Genomic DNA, 15794 nt, shown 5'->3' with positions numbered 1-15794 from the left:
TTGTTGCGGGCCTGTTCGCCCTTGGGTGCGATCTGCACGGGTTTCCCTCGTCGATGGGGGTCCCCCGGCCGAAGGCTGGGGGAGGATGTCGCGGATCGGCTGCGGGTGCCGCGGCTCAGCTGGAGTAGGCGCTGTTCTCGTGGACGTAGTCGGCCGTCAGGTCGTTGGTCCACAGCGAGGCGCTCGCCGTACCGGCGTTGAGGTTCGCGGTGATGACGACGTCGCGGGCCTTCATGTCCACCAGCTCGCGGTCCTCGCCCACGCCGCCGTCCTTGCAGACCCAGACGCCGTTGATGGCCACGTCGAGCCGGTCGGGGTCGAAGGCGGCGCCGGTGGTGCCGATCGCGGACAGCACCCGGCCCCAGTTGGGGTCCTCGCCGTGGATGGCGCACTTGAGCAGGTTGTTGCGGCCGATCGTCCGGGCGACCTCGACGGCCTCGTCCTCGGTGGCGGCGCCGGTGACGTCGATCCGGATGTCCTTGCTGGCGCCCTCGGCGTCGCCGATCAGCTGGCGGGCCAGGTCGGCGCTGACGGTGCGGAGGGCCTCGGCGAACTCGGCCGCGTCCGGGGTGATGCCGGTGGCGCCGGAGGCGAGCAGCAGCACGGTGTCGTTGGTCGACATGCAGCCGTCGGAGTCGATCCGGTCGAAGGTGGTGCGGGTGGCGCCGCGCAGCGCGGTGTCCAGGGCGGTGTCGTCCAGGTCGGCGTCGGTGGTGAGCACCACCAGCATGGTGGCCAGGCTCGGGGCGAGCATGCCCGCGCCCTTGGCCATGCCGCCGACCGTCCAGCCGGCCGGGCTGGTGATCTGGGCGGTCTTGTGCACGGTGTCGGTGGTCTTGATGGCGATCGCGGCGGCCTCGCCGCCCGTCGCGCTCAGCTCCCCGGCGGCCAGGGTGACGCCGGGCAGCAGCACGTCCATCGGCAGCCGGACGCCGATCAGGCCGGTGGAGGCGACGGCGACCTCGCCGGCGTTGAGCCCCAGCTCGGCGGCGACCCGCTCCGCGGTGGCGTGGGTGTCCTGGAACCCGGCCGGGCCGGTACAGGCGTTGGCGCCACCGGAGTTGAGGACGACGGCGGAGACCCGTCCGCCCTTGAGGACCTGCTGGGACCAGAGCACGGGCGCGGCCTTGACCCGGTTGCCGGTGAAGACCCCGGCCGCGGCGAGCGAGGGACCGTCGTTGACGACCAGGGCGAGGTCCGGGGTGCCGGAGGCCTTGATGCCCGCGGTCACGCCGGCGGCCCGGAAGCCCTTGGCGGCGGTCACGCCGGTGTTCGGGGTGGTCACGGTGCGACTCCGTTCAGGGGAAGGCCCAGCTCCTCGGGCAGGCCGAGGGCGATGTTCATGCTCTGCACCGCGCCACCCGCGGTGCCCTTGACGAGGTTGTCGATCGCGCTGATCGCGATGACCCGCCCGGCGGTGGCGTCCAGGGCGACCTGGATCAGGGCGGTGTTGGCGCCGTAGACGCTACTGGTCTGCGGCCACTGCCCCTCGGGCAGCAGGTGGACGAAGGGCTCGTCCGCGTACGCCCGGGCGTACGCGTCGCGCAGGCTCCCGGCGCTCACGCCCGGCTTCGCCTTGGCGGAGCAGGTGGCCAGGATGCCGCGCGACATCGGGACGAGGGTGGGGGTGAAGGAGACCGTCACCGGCTCGCCGGCGACCGGGCTGAGGTTCTGCACCATCTCCGGGGTGTGCCGGTGCACGCCGCCGACGCCGTACGGGCTGACGCTGCCCATGACCTCGCTGCCGAGCAGGTGGGTCTTGGCGGCCTTGCCCGCGCCGGAGGTGCCGGAGGCGGCGACCACCACGGCCTCCGGCTCGACGAGCCCGGCCGCGTAGGCGGGGAACAGCGCCAGGGAGACCGCCGTCGGGTAGCAACCGGGCACGGCGATCCGGTTGCTGCCCTTCAACGCGTCGCGGTGGCCGGGGAGTTCGGGCAGGCCGTAGGGCCAGGTGCCGGCGTGGGCGGAGCCGTAGAACTGCTCCCAGTCGGCGGCGGCCTTGAGCCGGAAGTCGGCGCCGCAGTCGATCACCAGGACGTTCTGGCCGAGCGCCTCGGCGACGGCGGCGGACTGGCCGTGCGGCAGCGCCAGGAACACCACGTCGTGGTCGGCCAGCACCTCGGGAGTGGTGGGCTCGAGCACGCGGTCGGCCAGCGGGACCAGGTGCGGCTGCAGCGCGCCCAGCGCGGTGCCCGCGTTCGAGCCGCCGGTCAGCGCCCCGATCTCCACCTCCGGGTGGCCGAGCAGCAGACGCAGCACCTCACCGCCCGCGTACCCGCTCGCGCCGGCGACGGCGACTCGCAATGCCATGGCGTTCCTCCTTTGTCGTGGCATGAATATACGCGCGAAGGAAAAGTCATGCAAGACTGGGTAGCGGGATCGCGATGGCTCCGGCGTTGGCGATCGCGTCGGCGATCGCGGGGCAACCGGTGTCGCCCGGCTCCCAGAGCGGAGAGCGCCGCTGAACTGCCGCGCGGGTTACCGCTTGACCGCCCGCAGCACCACGAACTTGGGGTTCCCGGCGACGACTTGGCAGTTGCCGAACAGCTTGCGCAGCTTGACGTGGTAGCCCAGGTGGCGGTTGCCGACCACCCACAGCTCACCGCCGGGCCGCAGCGCCCGCCGGGCACCGGTGAACATCCGCCAGGCGGTGGCGTCGGTGGTGGCCTGGTGGGTGTGGAACGGCGGGTTGTTGAGCACCAGGTCCACCGAGCCGGGGGCGAACACCGCCGGGTCGAGCGCGTCCGCGGTGCGGAACTCGGCCGGGGCGTCCGGGCCCAGGTTGGTGCGGAAGGTCTCCTCGGCCGAGGCCACCGCCTGGTGGGACTCGTCCACGAACACCAGCTCCGCGCCCGGCCCGGCCAGCGCCGCCGCCGTACCGACCACGCCGTTGCCGCAACCGAGGTCGACCACCCGGTCGCCGGGGGCCGGGGTCGGCAGGTGGGCCAGGAAGAAGCGGGTGCCGATGTCGAGTCGCTCCGCGCAGAAGGTGCCCGCGTGGTTGACCACGGTACGGCCGGCGGCGACGCCGATGTCCGGCGGCAGCGCGTAGCGGTGCGGCCACGGGTTGGGACCGGGGTCGAGCGCCGGGTCGGGGGTGCAGAAGATCAGCCGGGCCTTGCGGACGGCGAGCGAGGTGCGGGTCGGACCGAGGACCCTCTCGAACAGCTGGAGGGTGGAGGTGTGGATCTCGGTCACCATCCCGGTGCCGATCACCACGGTGCCGGGGTGGACCGCCGGGGCGAGCCGGTGCAGCTGGTCCTCCAGCAGGGCCAGGCTCTTGGGCACCCGCACCAGCAGGACGTCGATCCGCTCCGGCGGGGCGTCCCGGGTGGTGCGCAGCCGGGTCTCGTCGACGGCGGCGCCGGCCCGGGCGAGGTTCTCCCGGGTGGCCTGCCGGCCGAGGTGGGAGTCGCTGATCTGGACCGGCTGGTAGGGCGCCAGCGCGGTGGCCAGCGCGCCCCAGCGGTCGCCGAGGACCGCGATCCGGCGGCCGGCCAGCTCGGTGGCGGCGCCGTCGGCGCTGTCGGCCGCGCCGGCGAGGTGGCGCAGCAGGTACTCGTCGGCTGCGTCCCAGGCCCGTAGCCGCTCGCGCGGGTCCACCGGGAAGCGGGTGAGGTCGAGGGTGCCCCAGGGGGTCTCGAAGGTGGTGGCTGACGGTGACGAGGCGGGCGTGGTCTGCGGATTCATCGTGTTCTCAGGCTATCCGAAGGTCCCCCTGGGAACGGTTTCGGCAGATACTGGAAGGGCCCGACCGAGAGGGGTGAGGGCGATGGACTGGAAACTCGAAGTCGTGGTGGTCCCGGTGGCCGATGTGGACCGCGCGAAGCTCTTCTACGAGGAGCAGGCCGGCTTCACCGTGGACCACGACACCCGGCTGCGGGACGGGGTCCGAGTGGTCCAGCTGACTCCGCCCGGCTCGCGCTGCTCGATCGTGGTGGGCACCGGGGTGATCGAATCCCCGCCCGGCTCGGTGAAGGGCCTCCAGCTGGTCGTCCCGGACATCGAGAAGGCGCACGCGGAGCTCGCGGCGCGCGGTGTGGCCGTCAGCCCCGTCCAGCACTTCGTCGCGGGGGCCCGGGTGAACGGGCACGGCGAGGCCTGGAACAACTTCGTGTTCTTCAACGATCCGGACGGCAACGGCTGGGCGGTCCAGGAGGTCCCGTCAGCCGCTTAGGGCCCGTCCGGCGCTCGGAGCCCGTCCGGCGTTCGGAGCCCGTCCGGCGGCTTCGGTAGGCTCGCGGGATGGCTGAGGACGAGGGAAGCGTGCGGGTCGACGTCTGGGTCTGGTCGGTCCGGCTGGCCAAGACCCGCTCGCTGGCGGCGGCCGCCTGCAAGGCCGGGCACGTCCGGGTGAACGGCGAGCGGGCCAAGCCCGCCCAGCCACTCAGGGCCGGGGACGAGGTCCGGGTCCGCGAGGAGGGCTACGAGCGGGTGGTCGTGGTGCGCAAGCCGATCCGCAAGCGGGTCGGCGCCCAGGTCGCGGCGGAGTGCCTGACCGACAACAGCCCCCCGCGACCGCCGCGCGAGTTCACCCCGACCGCCTTCGAGCGGGACCGCGGCGCCGGGCGCCCGACCAAGCGGGAGCGCCGCGACCTGGACCAGCTGCGCGGCCGGTAACGGCCGTTGGCCCTGGGCTACGCCGCGGTGCCGGTGAGCACCCTGGCCAGGAAGGCGTCGAGGTTGCCCACCGTACGGGCGACCTGCTGCTCCAACGGCAGCGACTCGTCCGGTCTGGTCACCGCGGCGGACTTCTTCAGCCCGCGGACGTAGAGCGAGCAGGCGAGGTCGGCGCAGATGTACGTGCCGACGGTGTTGCCGTCGCGCCCGGACGCCCCGGCCCGGCGGGCGGCCAGCAGCGCGACGCCCGACCCGGCGTGTGCGGTGATGCACAGCGAGCAGACGTTGGTCCTGGTCAGGCTGCGCCGGACCATCGGCGAGCGCAGCGTCACGCCGACCGGCTCGCCGCCGTACGGCGCCACCAGGTACGCCCGGTCGGGCGCCCCCTGGTCCCGCCAGCCGAGGAAGTCCAAGTCCCCCCAGGGCAGTTCGGCCAGGCCCCGGGGCAGCGTGATCCGACGGGCCTCGCCCTTGGAGCAGTTGACGAAGGACGCGCGGATCTCGGGGTCGCTGAGGGGTTCCATGACGCGGAAGCTAACACCGCCCGCCGCGCCCTGTCCCGTCAATTCCGCCCGGCCCGTACCGGGTGCGCGGCCTGGAGGGCGAGCCGCCGCGGGGCGTCGTCGCCGATCCGGGCGAGCAGGTCGTCCAGGGCGAGGAACGCCTCCCAGCGCTCCCGGCCGGTGGCGGCGGCGAGCCGGTCGACCACCCGGTCCTCCAGGTCGCGGACGCGCTTGTTCTTCCAGGCCTTGTCGGCCAGGCTCACCAGCAGGTCCTCGGTGGTGGTGCCGGGCTCGGCCCAGCTCGCATGGGTGCGGGCGAAGCGGGCCAGCGGCTCGGGGACGCCGTGCGCCAACAGCAGGGCGTGGCCCGCCGGTTCGTGGGCGGAGCCGGGCGCCGAGAGCTCCTCGGGGTGGACCACCTTGCCGATGTCGTGGGTGGCGGCGCCGAACCGGACAGCCTCCTGGTCGAGGACCAAGCCCTCGGCGGCGCAGAACCCGGCGATCCGCTCGGCGACCTGGTGCACCAGCGCGAGGTGGGCGACCAGTCGGGGCGGGGCCTCGACGGCCCGCAGCAGTTCGGCGGGCCCAGCGGGCAGGGGCGGCAGTCCGGTGGTCACGCCGCAGGGTACTCGCGGGGGCGAGGGGTTGTCAGTGCCCGTACGTAGTCTGCGATGGTCGGTCCCGGCGCAGGAGGGAGGCGCCGGGGCCGGCCACCCCGTCACGGCTTGACGGTGACGCCGGGCCGCGTCACGGCTTGAGCGGCTTGAACGCGACGCCCGCGTAGGCGGAGACGTCCTGCCAGCCCTCGGGCAGTTCGGTGGTACGGATGTGGCCCGCGGTGGGGCGCCAGAGCGGGAGTTGGACGAGACCGGGGCCGACGAACTCGAAGTCGCCGAAGAAGGGTTCGACGCCGGCCCGGGGCCGCAGCACCAGCGGGGCGCTGGCGCTCTTGTAGATCCGGGTGCCCTCGGCGGCGCTCTCCCGGGAGGCGAAGTCAGGGCTGCCGTGGGAGAGGATCAGGGCGCTGCCGGGGGCGAGCGCGTCGCGCAGGGTGCGGACGATCCGCTGGGCGCCCTCCTCGTCCCGGATGAAGTGCAGGACGGCGACGAGCATCAGCGCGACGGGCTGGGAGAGGTCGACGGCGCCGCCGAGCGCGGGGTGGCGCAGGATCGCCTCGGGGTCGCGCAGGTCGGCCTCGATGACCGAGGTGCGCCCGGCGGGGCGGCCGGCCAGCAGGGCGCGGGCGTGGGTGGCGACGATCGGGTCGTTGTCGACGTAGACCACCCGGGCGTCCGGGGCGACCCGCTGGGCGACCTCGTTGGTGGAGCCGACGGCCGGGATGCCGGTGCCGATGTCGACGAACTGGCGGATCCCCCGGCCCGCCGCGAACTCGACGGCCCGGCCGAGGAACTGCCGGTTGGTGCGGGCCAGCAGTGGCAGTGCCGGGTAGGCGGCTATCGCGGCCTGGGCGGCCTTGCGGTCGGCCTCGAAGTTGTCCTTGCCGCCCAGGTAGTAGTCGTACATCCGGGCGGTGTGCGGGACGCCGGTGTCGAGCTCGCTCGGCGGCTGCCAGTCATCGGCTCTGGCCCACTCCCAGCCGGTGCGGGCGTCCTGGTCGACGGCCGCGGTGTCCTCGTGCATCATGTTCCGCCCCCAATGCGCAATGCCGGAAGGTGCCTACTGCCCCGTAACACGCGGTGCGCCGTGATCGTATCCAAGGACCCGCCGTGGAAACAGCGGGAGTTCAGGTTTACGCAAGACCCGGACAGCGGAGTGTGTGCACGTCAAAAGCGGTAGCGGAGGGCGGCCACGGGCGGCGGCTCCGGATCGCCGGGCGGGGCCGTCCTCTCTATGCTGGCTGCCGATGACTGCCGACCGCCGCACCCTACTGCGCACCGCCGCCAAGCTGGCCGCCCTGTCAGCCGCGGGAGGGCTCCTCACCTCCTGCGACAACGGCACGCCCCGCCGGGCCGACACCGGGGCGCTCGCCGCGCACCCCGGCAGCGTCGACCCCCAGCACCTCACCGACCCGGCCTGGAACGGCGGTGAGGGGCCCGCCTCCCCGGCCCCGCCCACCCCGACCGGGCCGCAGCCCGACGCCGGGCCGACCCCGGCCGCCGCCGCGACCCCGACCCCGCCCGTACTGACGCCACTGGCGGCCGGCACCCCGTTCGAGGTGGTGCACGGGCCGCGCTCCGGCAAGAACGTGGCGCTCACCTGCCACGGCAGCGGCGACCCGAAGCTCGCCACCGCCCTGTTGGAGGCCGCCGAGCAGCGCGGCGTCAAGCTGACCGTGATGGCGGTCGGCAGCTGGCTGGACCAGCAACCGCAGATGGCCCGGCGGATCCTGGACAGCGGCCACGAGCTGGGCAACCACACCCAGAACCACCTCAACATCTCCGCCATGACGCCGGACCAGGCCCGCGCCGAGATCGCCCAGTGCGCCGACCGGCTGCGGCAGCTGACCGGCTCGATCGGCCGCTGGTTCCGCCCGTCCGCCGCGCAGTACGCCACCTCGATGGTGGGCGATCAGGCCAAGGCCGTCGGCTACGAGCACGTGCTGTCCTTCGACGTCGACCCGCGCGACTACAACGACCCGAGCGCCGCCGAGCTGCAGCGCCGGGTGCTGAACGCGGTGCGCGGCGGCTCGGTGGTGGCCCTGCACATGGGCCACCAGTGCACCATCGACGCGCTCCCGGCGATCCTGGACGGGCTGGCGAAGGCGGGGCTCAAGCCGGTCACCGCCAGCCAGCTGTGCGCCTGAGCGGCAGGGCAGCAGACCGGCCGAACGGCAGGGCGCCTGAGCGCCTGACCGGATCCGCCGGTCAGACCATCGGGTCGTCGTCCTTGTACGGGCGCAGCCGCAGCGTCCGGGCGTCCGCCGCGCGGATCTCGTCGGCCCGGGAGACCAGCTCCTCCAGGTCGTCCCGCCCCGCGTGGATGAACCGCCCGTGCAGCGCGTCGAAGCGGCCGCGGGCGGCGTCCACGGTGACCGCGACCATGTACGGGATCGAGCCCCACTCCTTCATGTCCCGGAACATCGGCATCCCCGCGGTCATGTCGGTGGCCACCGCGCCGGGGCTGATGTCCAGCGCCACGACGTCGTGCCGGGCCAGCGAGTCCGCCATGTTGTCGGAGAGCTGGAGCAGCGCGCCCTTGGAGGTCGCGTACGCGGTGTAGTCGCCGTCCGGGCGCAGCGCGAAGCCGGAGTTGAGGTTGACCACTCGGCCGTGGCGGCGGGCGACCATGCCGGGCAGCACGCAGCGCAGCAGGTTGTAGGGGCCGCGCAGGTTGGTCTCGATCACCTGCCACCACTGGTTGGGGTCGGTCTCCCACAGCGGCACCTCGGCGCGGTCGACCAGACCGGCGTTGTTGACCAGCAGGTCGATCGGGCCGAGGTCGCGCTCGACCAGCCGGACGGCCTCGCGCACCGAGCCGGGGCGGCAGACGTCGGCGGTGACGGCGACGCCCCGGGAGCCGTGCTTGACGCACTCCTTGAGGGTCTCGGTCAGCGTCTCGTGGGTGCGGCCGACCAGTCCGACGGCCATGCCCTCGGCGGCCAGACCGATGGCGATCTCCCGGCCGATGCCCCGGCCGCCGCCGGTGACCAGCGCGACCTGTCCTGTGAGCGATCCCGTCGGCACCGCGTGCTCCCTTCCCGTCCCCGGCCCCCGTCTGCGGCATTCTGTCGGGCGGCGCCCGGCGGCGGGTCCGGGCACACGCGCGGGCGGCGCGGCCTCACCCGTACGGGGGGCTTTCGGACTGGCACCCTGCCGGGGAGGGGGTGACCTACTGGCCGGTACGGAGTAGTAACGTCGTCGGGGCGGTGACCGGTGCACCCATTCCGGTACACCGACCCGTTGACCAGCAGCTCGCTGGGCCACCAGTTCGCTGGGCGACCCCCAGCACCACCGAAGGGCAACTGAGTGAGTGACATCGCGCGCGTCGGAGTAGTCGGCTGCGGCCTGATGGGGTCGGGCATCGCCGAGGTCTTCGCCCGGGCCGGGCTGGACGTCATGGTGTCGGAGGCCAGCGGTGAGGCGCTGGAGTTCGGGCGCACCCGGCTGACCAACTCCCTGGAGACGGCGGTCAAGCGCGGCAAGCTGACCCCCGAGCTGCGGGACGAGGCGATGGCCCGGCTGTCCTTCACCACCGACCTGTCCGACTTCGCCGACCGCGACCTGGTGGTCGAGGCGGTCGCCGAGCGCGAGGACGTCAAGGTCCAGATCTTCCAGACGCTGGACCAGGTGGTCGAGCGCCGGGACGCGATCCTGGCCTCCAACACCTCCTCGATCCCGATCGTGAAGCTGGCCGCCGCCACCTCCCGCCCGGAGCAGGTCATCGGCCTGCACTTCTTCAACCCGGCGCCGGTGCAGAAGCTGGTCGAGGTCATCCCGACCCTGACCACCTCGGCGACCACCACCGAGCGGGTCGAGGCCTTCGCCACCCAGGTGCTCGCCAAGGAGCCGATCCGCGCCCGCGACCGCGCCGGCTTCGTGGTCAACGCGCTGCTCGTGCCGTACCTGCTGTCCGCGGTGCGGATGTTCGAGTCGGGCGTGGCCACCGCCTCGGACATCGACAAGGGCATGGAGGCCGGCTGCGCCCACCCGATGGGCCCGCTGCGGCTGTGCGACCTGATCGGCCTGGACACCATCGTGTCGATCGCCGAGTCGATGTACGACGAGTACAAGGAGCCGCTGTACGCCGCTCCCCCGCTGCTGTCCCGGATGGTCGACGCCGGCCTGCTGGGCCGCAAGTCCGGCCGCGGCTTCTACGACTACACCGCGAGCGCCTGACCTGCACTGATGCCGCCCGGCGGTCTGCTGACTAACGGCAGCAAAGCGGCCCGGTCGACGAGCTGTCAGCTCCGACCGGGCCGCTTAGATGACTCTCAGGAACGCGCCGTAGAGTCTACGTAGAGATCCACTTCGCTTAGCCGTCCAGCCAGGAGTCGACTGCCACCCGACCGCGCCGCCCTTACTCGGGCTTGAAGTGCGCGTAGGTTGAAGGTGATGTCCGGCGAGGCGTGCCCCATCCAGTGGGACAGCGACACCACCTCCTCGCCAGCTCGGAGTTGAACGCTCGCGTACGTGTGCCTGCCGCGGTGGAACATCAGCTCCCGGGACGGCTCCCACCCACTCCCGTCGGCATCGGCGTCCTGAGGGGGCAGCAGCCCCGCCTCAACAAGCGCCGGCTTCCAGGCCTTCGGGTTGAAAGCTGTTCGGGTTGATGGGGTTGTAGAACCACGTGGTCAGTAGCAGCCGGACGGTGGCCGTGGCCTAGCCGCCGTTACCCGGGCCGAGCCACGGCAGGGTCACCTCCTGCGAGGGGAAGTCCTGGGTGTGGGCGATCAGTGCCTTGTGCAGCCCCTCGGAGAGCGGAACGCGACGCTCCTTGTTGCCCTTGGGCAACTTGAAGTAGGCCGTCTTCCCATCCCAGCGGAGCTGCCGCGCCACCAGGAACTCCCCGGCGGCGACGTCCAGATCGTCCAGGCTCCAGCCGAAAGCCTCGCCCTGGCGAAGGCCCCCACGGATGCCAAGGTCGGTGGAGACCCGGTACCAGTCTGGCAGCCCGGCCCCAACCCCCGACGACAGTGGATCTGCTGGTGGTGCTGACCCGAATTGAGGCCAAGCTGGACACGGCTACTGCGGGGATCGCCGACCGTGAGACACGGATCCGCGCTCAGGAACAGAACGCTGTCCATGAGGCCGACATCGCTCAGCTTCGGGCGGATGTCGAGGCCCTGAAGCGAGCCCGCTAGCCTCTCCCGACCGTCGGTGCCCTGGGTGGCCTCGCTGGCGCTGCCGCGGCCATGTACGCGGCACTCCACCCCTGACACCACCGCGCCCCCGTTCGGCCACATGCCGGGCGGGGGGTTTCTCTCGTCATCGGGTGTACGCTCTCTGCCTCCTGGGGCGGAAAGAAGGTAGCGTTGAGCCATGGCGACAACTCACGAGATGCAGCACACGGGCGGTCGACGGAGGTCGTCCCAGCTGTCGATCGGGTTCGACAGTCTGAGTCTCGATCCGTCCCCGCGCCTTCGACGCCGTCGCGCAGAACTGGCCGAAGCCGAAACCGTGACCGCAGTATGGACCAGCGTTCGCCGGGCAGTCCTCGAAGCAGTGAGGGTGGTCAGCAAGAGCGCCCGGTCCGCCAGGTAGAGGAAGCCGTTGAGGCTGTCCGGCTTGAGCTGGAGGAGAGCTGGTCGGGCCTGATGCCTCCGCCGGGGATCCTCGCCCAGTACGAGGACATTCTTCCGGGGGCGGCAGATCGGATCCTGGCGATCGCGGAGACGACAGCGACGGGCCAGCATCAGACGACGCAGAAGCTGGCCGATGCGGAGATCGAGTTCGCGAAGACCGGGCAGTCGTTTGCTCTGCTGCTTGCGCTTGTGACACTGACGGCGTCCATTGTCTTCTTCGCGCTCGGCAACTGGGCTGGCGGGGCTGGGATGATCTCGATCCCGGTCCTGATGTTTATCAAGTCGTTCCTCGACGGGCACCGCAAGCCGTAGCCAGCCACGCCCCGCTCTCCTTCGGGAGGGCGGGGGCGTCGTCGTGTTCGGGGTCAGCCCTGGGGCGGGTACTGGCCACCGAAGTCCCCCTTGTACTTCGTGACGGTCTTGCGTCCGCGGCGCGCCATCAGAAACACCGGGATCCACAGTCCGCAAGTCATGATCATCATGACGATGTGGCCGGTCAGGGCAAACGGGCCCATCGGGCGCCTGCTGACGATCTTGGGCACGAGGTCCCCCTCTGACGGTGGGCCACGAACCTACCGGCCGCGCGACGCCGGATGTTCCCACTGTGGCCGACCTGTAACCAATCGGTCAGGGCCTCGCTGCTGCGACAGCGTCGGTGTAGAGCTCCGTCGTCAGGTCATCCTCGGTAATTCCGAGGTCAGCGAGTGCGGCCCGAACTACGACGAGCGCTGACGGAAGATCATCCTCGGTGGGGGCAGCGGTCTCAACCTCGATGAACGTGGCGTCGTCCAGCTCCGGCACTCGGACGAGCGTCGCGAGAAGGCGTCGTCCATCGCGCTCGAAGGCGTAGTTGCGGCACCGCTTCTCGAACTGAATGCGCGGGGTGAAGCCGAGTCCGCGGATGATGTCGTGCGCGGCATCTGCATCCTCGACGCGGGTCTCGGCCTCTGGCTTCGATCCAGATGCCTCGTCGACCCGAGCACCCTTATAGGTGAGCACGGTACGGGTGTCGTCGGGGCTGTGGACGGTGCGGATCCGTAGCTCTCGGTCGCCGTTCATGAGACTGCCGTCGGGGGCGTCGTAGTAGGTGTCGCGGTAGACCTCGGCCCGGCCGGCGCCGTACTGGTCCTCCAGCTGCTTGAGGACTGCCTCAGGGTCGCGCACAAATGCCTTGAGTTCCGCCTCGATAGCCATCGTGGTCCCTCCGTCAGATCACGCGCTCAGCGCCATCCAGCATTACCTCGAACTGCCTCCGCCAGCCCCTGTAGAGCGGGCCGGACGGGGTGGGCAGCACCTTATACGTAGCCGACTCGTGCCCCTCCCAATCCGCGTCGAACGAGCCGACGTAGAGGGTACGGTCGAGCCGGATCAGCCGCCAGACGGGCACCGTCGAATACCGGTACACCTCGACGTGGCCAACCTCGGCGAGTTCCCGGAGCCGGGCCTCGGCGAGGAGGATCCCGCTGGCGAGGGACTCGGCCGACTCACCAATCTCGGCGGCCCGGCGCGCGGCCGCGGGCGAGTTCGGGTCGAGGAGGAGCACGCGCAGGTGCGGCGCCTGGTCATCATCCCGCTCGAGGTGCTGCCGCAGCAACGAGTCACGCAGGGCGAGGAGCCCCAGCCCGCGTACGGCGAGGACGTCCAGCTCGGTCGCGGACCGGGCCGCGCGCTGAACCTCGGCCGCCGCCGACGCCTGATCGCTGTAGACGCGGATGATTTCGGGGAACGCGGCAAGATCGAACGCGGCGCCGGCCGTCCGCTGGCCCTCGGTTCGGGGGGCGAGGCCCAGGAGGCGGCGTGCAGTGTCGGGCAGGTGGAGGCCGTCGGCGATGCGCTCGAATACCTCCAGCTTGGTGACTTCCCGCCGACCGTTGACGATCTCGTTCACGCGGCTCTGCGTCATGCCGACCTGCACGGCAAGCCGGGCCTGACTCGCGCCGCTGTGGTGCTGGACGTACCGAAAGAGACTGGCGACGTCCCGGCGCCGGAGCACGTCCCTCACCTCTTCGTTCTGCCATGCGAGATCCGGCAGTCTGATCGGCTCCAGCGCGGTACCCACAGCCTGAACCTCCGCCTCTGGCGACGCATCTCACGGTGAGATTACCGCCAGGGTATCGGGATTGAGGCAACGTCAGTCGACGCTGGTGGCGTGAGCAATCTCGTTGACCCAACCATGCTGGTCGAGTACCGGCCTCCCGAGGGTCAGCCCCGGGACATCCGAGTGACTGACGAGCAGTTGCACGGCCGCGCCTGCATCGTCGGCTCAGGGTGCACAGGCGATGCCCTGGTCGATGCCGGTCACGTCCACACCTCTACCGGCTGCGGGTCCGCCCCGCTCGGCTGGGCCGTGGTGGCCCACCCTGGCTGTCTCGGACCTGCGTCGTGACGGCCGTTGTGGCGTCCTGGCCGGCGCCGTCGGACCGCATCGTGGTCACCCTCGATGTCCGCCCCGCCAGCCGCTACGTGTCGGTGGAGTGCCAGCTAGGCGCGCACTGGGGATGCCCCGGCGGCCTGCACACCGGCGACGGGTCCAGGCCCCTGATCTGCCTTTGCCTCACCCCGGGCTGCTCGTGCAGCCGACATCTATCAGGAGGTGCCTGATGCAGGCCGCGATTCGGGTCGAGTTCAGGCCCCCCACTACCCTCCCCGGCGGATCCATATGACCGAGGAACAGCTGCAGGGGCGAGCCTGCGTCATCGGTAGGACGTGCAGCGGGTCCGACCTCGTCCATGTCGGACGCGTGTATACCGACGCGCCGCCGGGCAGCCCGGACTACAGCTGGCCTGTGGTCGCCCACGCCGCGTGCATGGCCGGTGTCCGGTGAGTGCCGTCGGCGGGGCGCCGGTCGTGATGACGAAGGGCACCTGCGTGGATTGCGGCGATTACGTCGTCGGGCGCCTGGTGGTCACGGTTGACGAGCGGCGCGAGTTGGTTGACGGTCACGAGGGCTGTCCGGGCCGCGCGCGGGGGCCGCGTCCGCGCCGTCATTCCCAGTGAACGCCAGCGGTCGGCGTGTGGGAGAGCGACGATGGGTTGGTCCCCGTTCCCGACCTGGAGAGGACGCCATGGGCGGTGTCATCCCGTTTGACCGGCAGGGCCGTTGGCCTGGCCGCCGCCGGGGAGCTGTGGCTCCGACGGAGAAGCGCCATCCCCAGTTCCCGCCGCGGGCCGAGGTGCTGGCGGCGTTAGAGGAGGAGGACGAGATGCACGACGACGGACAGAACCCGGCATCGGGAGGGTCCGGAGGAATCGGGGGGCCGAAGGCACCGCCGGCTGGACCGAACACCCCGCCGCCGCCGACCCCGCCGCCGACGGAGTAGCACCGACTCCTGGCCGGCCGTACGGCGGTGCGGTCGGCCAGGGCTTAGCGCAGGCGCACTCGCCATCGGTCCGCAGGCTGCACCATGTCTGCGGTCTCGACTGGATCCCCGGACGCGGCCACCCTGGTGCGCTGGATCAGCCACGCCGGGACCCCCTGGGGCAGGCCGAGGTGTTCGGCTTCGTCGGCGGTCAGCTGGTGGAGCTGGGCTTCGGCATCGCACCGAGCCCAGGTCTGGGCCCGCGAACCTCGCCACCAGGTGGTGACGACGTGGCTGGGCCGCGAGTCGGGGTCAAGGCACTCCTCTCGACGCCAGCGCAGGCGGGCGCCGATCGCGAGCTGCAGCCGTGCGGCAAGGTCGGCGTCGGCCCGGCAGCTGCCGACGGCTCCGTCGCCGGTGGCGTACGGCCAGTCCCGGTCTGGGTCGAGGAGTGTGCGCACAGCAGGAGGATGCGCCACGAACAGCCGGGTTCGGGGGCGCCCTTCGAGTTCGCCAGCCCTTCGAAGGAGGGCCATCCCTCGGCGGGCCTTGGCGATGCTGACGCGGAGGTCCTCGGCTAATGCGGCCTGGGAGGGGAGTTGGTGCCCGGGCGGCCAGGTCCCGACGGCGATCCGGCGTCGGATCTCGGCGGCAACGCGCTGGTACGGCGCGGGCGGCATGGACGTCCTCGGTCACTGCATGTGAGCTGGTTAACGAGGCTCACCGTAGAGAGGCGCCCTGATCTGCGTTAACGCAGGCCTGGGCAGGGCATAGATCACGCACGGTGGTCGATATGCAACGCGGAAACTATTCGATTGCACATTCGAATCGACCGTAAACCCCTCGGAGGATCGCAAGTGCACGACGGTGACTCGCCGCGGGACGAGGTGTTGGCCGCGTACGCATGGAGGGCCGGCCGCTGCTACCGATGCAGGTCCTTCTCCGACCGGACGGCGACGGCGGGATACCTCCCCCGGGCCGCCAGGAGCATCCCCGTGGTGGCGTGCGAGGACTGCACTCTGCTCCTGGAGCGTGACCGGCAGGCCGCAGCGGTTCGCTACGGCTGGCCGTATACAAGGAGCCGCTGTACGCCGCTCCCCCGCTGCTGTCCCGGATGGTCGACGCCGGCCTGCTGGGCCGCAAGTCCGGCCGCGGCTTCTACGACTACAC

General features: G+C 71.6%; 17 protein-coding genes and 2 pseudogenes. 6 read left to right on the top strand and 13 right to left on the bottom strand.

Annotated features, from left to right (window positions below):
- Positions 1-115: 115 nt before the first annotated feature.
- The 3 genes from argJ to ACFWIS_RS26125 form a co-directional block, all read right to left on the bottom strand.
- Positions 116-1264 (bottom strand): bifunctional glutamate N-acetyltransferase/amino-acid acetyltransferase ArgJ, encoded by a 1149-nt coding sequence (gene argJ / locus ACFWIS_RS26135; RefSeq protein WP_380462193.1) that lies wholly within the window; start codon positions 1262-1264, stop codon positions 116-118.
- A 17-nt stretch (positions 1265-1281) separates the two neighbouring features.
- Positions 1282-2310 carry an N-acetyl-gamma-glutamyl-phosphate reductase gene (argC, locus tag ACFWIS_RS26130; RefSeq protein WP_380462185.1) on the bottom strand — a complete coding sequence of 343 codons (1029 nt, stop codon included), beginning with the start codon at positions 2308-2310 and terminating at the stop codon, positions 1282-1284.
- Between the two features lie 168 nt (positions 2311-2478).
- The gene (locus ACFWIS_RS26125) at positions 2479-3690 is read right to left on the bottom strand and encodes a methyltransferase (RefSeq protein ID WP_380462184.1); all 1212 of its coding nucleotides are present in this window, start codon (positions 3688-3690) and stop codon (positions 2479-2481) included.
- Positions 3691-3772: 82 nt separating this feature from the next.
- Here ACFWIS_RS26125 and ACFWIS_RS26120 point away from each other — a divergent pair, with 82 nt between their 5' ends.
- Complete coding sequence (locus ACFWIS_RS26120) at positions 3773-4177, top strand: VOC family protein (RefSeq protein ID WP_380462183.1); 405 nt, start codon at positions 3773-3775, stop codon at positions 4175-4177.
- A gap of 68 nt (positions 4178-4245) precedes the next feature.
- On the top strand, positions 4246-4620 hold the full coding sequence (locus tag ACFWIS_RS26115; RefSeq protein WP_380462182.1) for an RNA-binding S4 domain-containing protein: 375 nt from the start codon (positions 4246-4248) through the stop codon (positions 4618-4620).
- A 17-nt stretch (positions 4621-4637) separates the two neighbouring features.
- Here ACFWIS_RS26115 and ACFWIS_RS26110 read toward each other — a convergent pair whose 3' ends face one another.
- From ACFWIS_RS26110 to ACFWIS_RS26100, 3 genes are all read right to left on the bottom strand, one after another.
- Positions 4638-5144 carry an FBP domain-containing protein gene (locus tag ACFWIS_RS26110; protein WP_380462181.1) on the bottom strand — a complete coding sequence of 169 codons (507 nt, stop codon included), beginning with the start codon at positions 5142-5144 and terminating at the stop codon, positions 4638-4640.
- A 38-nt stretch (positions 5145-5182) separates the two neighbouring features.
- Positions 5183-5740 carry an HD domain-containing protein gene (locus tag ACFWIS_RS26105; protein ID WP_380462180.1) on the bottom strand — a complete coding sequence of 186 codons (558 nt, stop codon included), beginning with the start codon at positions 5738-5740 and terminating at the stop codon, positions 5183-5185.
- Positions 5741-5870: 130 nt separating this feature from the next.
- Positions 5871-6767 (bottom strand): SAM-dependent methyltransferase, encoded by an 897-nt coding sequence (locus ACFWIS_RS26100; RefSeq protein WP_380462179.1) that lies wholly within the window; start codon positions 6765-6767, stop codon positions 5871-5873.
- Between the two features lie 220 nt (positions 6768-6987).
- Between ACFWIS_RS26100 and ACFWIS_RS26095 the strand changes: the two genes are divergently transcribed.
- Positions 6988-7887 (top strand): polysaccharide deacetylase family protein, encoded by a 900-nt coding sequence (locus ACFWIS_RS26095; RefSeq protein ID WP_380462178.1) that lies wholly within the window; start codon positions 6988-6990, stop codon positions 7885-7887.
- Positions 7888-7948: 61 nt separating this feature from the next.
- On the opposite strand, the gene ACFWIS_RS26090 is transcribed toward ACFWIS_RS26095, so the two are convergent.
- Positions 7949-8767, bottom strand: a complete 819-nt coding sequence (locus ACFWIS_RS26090; protein WP_380462177.1) for an SDR family NAD(P)-dependent oxidoreductase — start codon at positions 8765-8767, stop codon at positions 7949-7951.
- 282 nt (positions 8768-9049) lie between these two features.
- Between ACFWIS_RS26090 and ACFWIS_RS26085 the strand changes: the two genes are divergently transcribed.
- On the top strand, positions 9050-9919 hold the full coding sequence (locus ACFWIS_RS26085; protein ID WP_380462176.1) for a 3-hydroxybutyryl-CoA dehydrogenase: 870 nt from the start codon (positions 9050-9052) through the stop codon (positions 9917-9919).
- Between the two features lie 483 nt (positions 9920-10402).
- Here ACFWIS_RS26085 and ACFWIS_RS26080 read toward each other — a convergent pair whose 3' ends face one another.
- On the bottom strand, positions 10403-10579 hold the full coding sequence (locus ACFWIS_RS26080; RefSeq protein WP_380462175.1) for a hypothetical protein: 177 nt from the start codon (positions 10577-10579) through the stop codon (positions 10403-10405).
- 632 nt (positions 10580-11211) lie between these two features.
- On the opposite strand from ACFWIS_RS26080, the gene ACFWIS_RS26075 reads away from it, so the two are divergent.
- Positions 11212-11637: a DUF2335 domain-containing protein gene (locus ACFWIS_RS26075; protein WP_380462174.1), complete on the top strand. Its 426-nt coding sequence runs from the start codon at positions 11212-11214 to the stop codon at positions 11635-11637.
- A gap of 53 nt (positions 11638-11690) precedes the next feature.
- On the opposite strand, the gene ACFWIS_RS26070 is transcribed toward ACFWIS_RS26075, so the two are convergent.
- The 5 genes and pseudogenes from ACFWIS_RS26070 to ACFWIS_RS26050 form a co-directional block, all read right to left on the bottom strand.
- Positions 11691-11867, bottom strand: a complete 177-nt coding sequence (locus ACFWIS_RS26070) for a hypothetical protein (RefSeq protein WP_380462173.1) — start codon at positions 11865-11867, stop codon at positions 11691-11693.
- Positions 11868-11952: 85 nt separating this feature from the next.
- Entirely contained in the window at positions 11953-12519 is a 567-nt protein-coding gene (gene cyaB, locus ACFWIS_RS26065; RefSeq protein ID WP_380462172.1) for a class IV adenylate cyclase, read from the bottom strand.
- A 13-nt stretch (positions 12520-12532) separates the two neighbouring features.
- Positions 12533-13384: a helix-turn-helix domain-containing protein gene (locus ACFWIS_RS26060; protein ID WP_380462171.1), complete on the bottom strand. Its 852-nt coding sequence runs from the start codon at positions 13382-13384 to the stop codon at positions 12533-12535.
- 1305 nt (positions 13385-14689) lie between these two features.
- Positions 14690-15085, bottom strand: a complete 396-nt coding sequence (locus ACFWIS_RS26055) for a hypothetical protein (RefSeq protein ID WP_380462196.1) — start codon at positions 15083-15085, stop codon at positions 14690-14692.
- Between the two features lie 27 nt (positions 15086-15112).
- Positions 15113-15304: pseudogene (locus tag ACFWIS_RS26050) on the bottom strand (GntR family transcriptional regulator); the annotation flags it as partial.
- Positions 15305-15696: 392 nt separating this feature from the next.
- On the opposite strand from ACFWIS_RS26050, the pseudogene ACFWIS_RS26045 reads away from it, so the two are divergent.
- A pseudogene (locus ACFWIS_RS26045) lies at positions 15697-15794 on the top strand (3-hydroxyacyl-CoA dehydrogenase family protein); the annotation flags it as partial.

The organism is Kitasatospora sp. NPDC127060 (genome assembly GCF_042724935.1).
In the GTDB taxonomy this organism is placed as follows: Bacteria; Actinomycetota; Actinomycetes; order Streptomycetales; family Streptomycetaceae; genus Kitasatospora.
The sequence above is the reverse complement of the archived record's forward strand: the minus strand, read 5'-3'. Positions and strand labels throughout refer to the sequence as shown.

What these genes read in the sequence shown, in the direction of transcription:
- ACFWIS_RS26125 (WP_380462184.1), bottom strand. Translation starts at nt 3,690, where the DNA reads ATGAATCCGCAGACCACGCCCGCCTCGTCACCGTCAGCCACCACCTTC.
- ACFWIS_RS26110 (WP_380462181.1), bottom strand. Translation starts at nt 5,144, where the DNA reads ATGGAACCCCTCAGCGACCCCGAGATCCGCGCGTCCTTCGTCAACTGC.
- ACFWIS_RS26075 (WP_380462174.1), top strand. Translation starts at nt 11,212, where the DNA reads ATGGACCAGCGTTCGCCGGGCAGTCCTCGAAGCAGTGAGGGTGGTCAG.
- ACFWIS_RS26115 (WP_380462182.1), top strand. Translation starts at nt 4,246, where the DNA reads ATGGCTGAGGACGAGGGAAGCGTGCGGGTCGACGTCTGGGTCTGGTCG.
- argC (WP_380462185.1), bottom strand. Translation starts at nt 2,310, where the DNA reads ATGGCATTGCGAGTCGCCGTCGCCGGCGCGAGCGGGTACGCGGGCGGT.
- ACFWIS_RS26095 (WP_380462178.1), top strand. Translation starts at nt 6,988, where the DNA reads ATGACTGCCGACCGCCGCACCCTACTGCGCACCGCCGCCAAGCTGGCC.
- cyaB (WP_380462172.1), bottom strand. Translation starts at nt 12,519, where the DNA reads ATGGCTATCGAGGCGGAACTCAAGGCATTTGTGCGCGACCCTGAGGCA.
- ACFWIS_RS26120 (WP_380462183.1), top strand. Translation starts at nt 3,773, where the DNA reads ATGGACTGGAAACTCGAAGTCGTGGTGGTCCCGGTGGCCGATGTGGAC.
- ACFWIS_RS26100 (WP_380462179.1), bottom strand. Translation starts at nt 6,767, where the DNA reads ATGATGCACGAGGACACCGCGGCCGTCGACCAGGACGCCCGCACCGGC.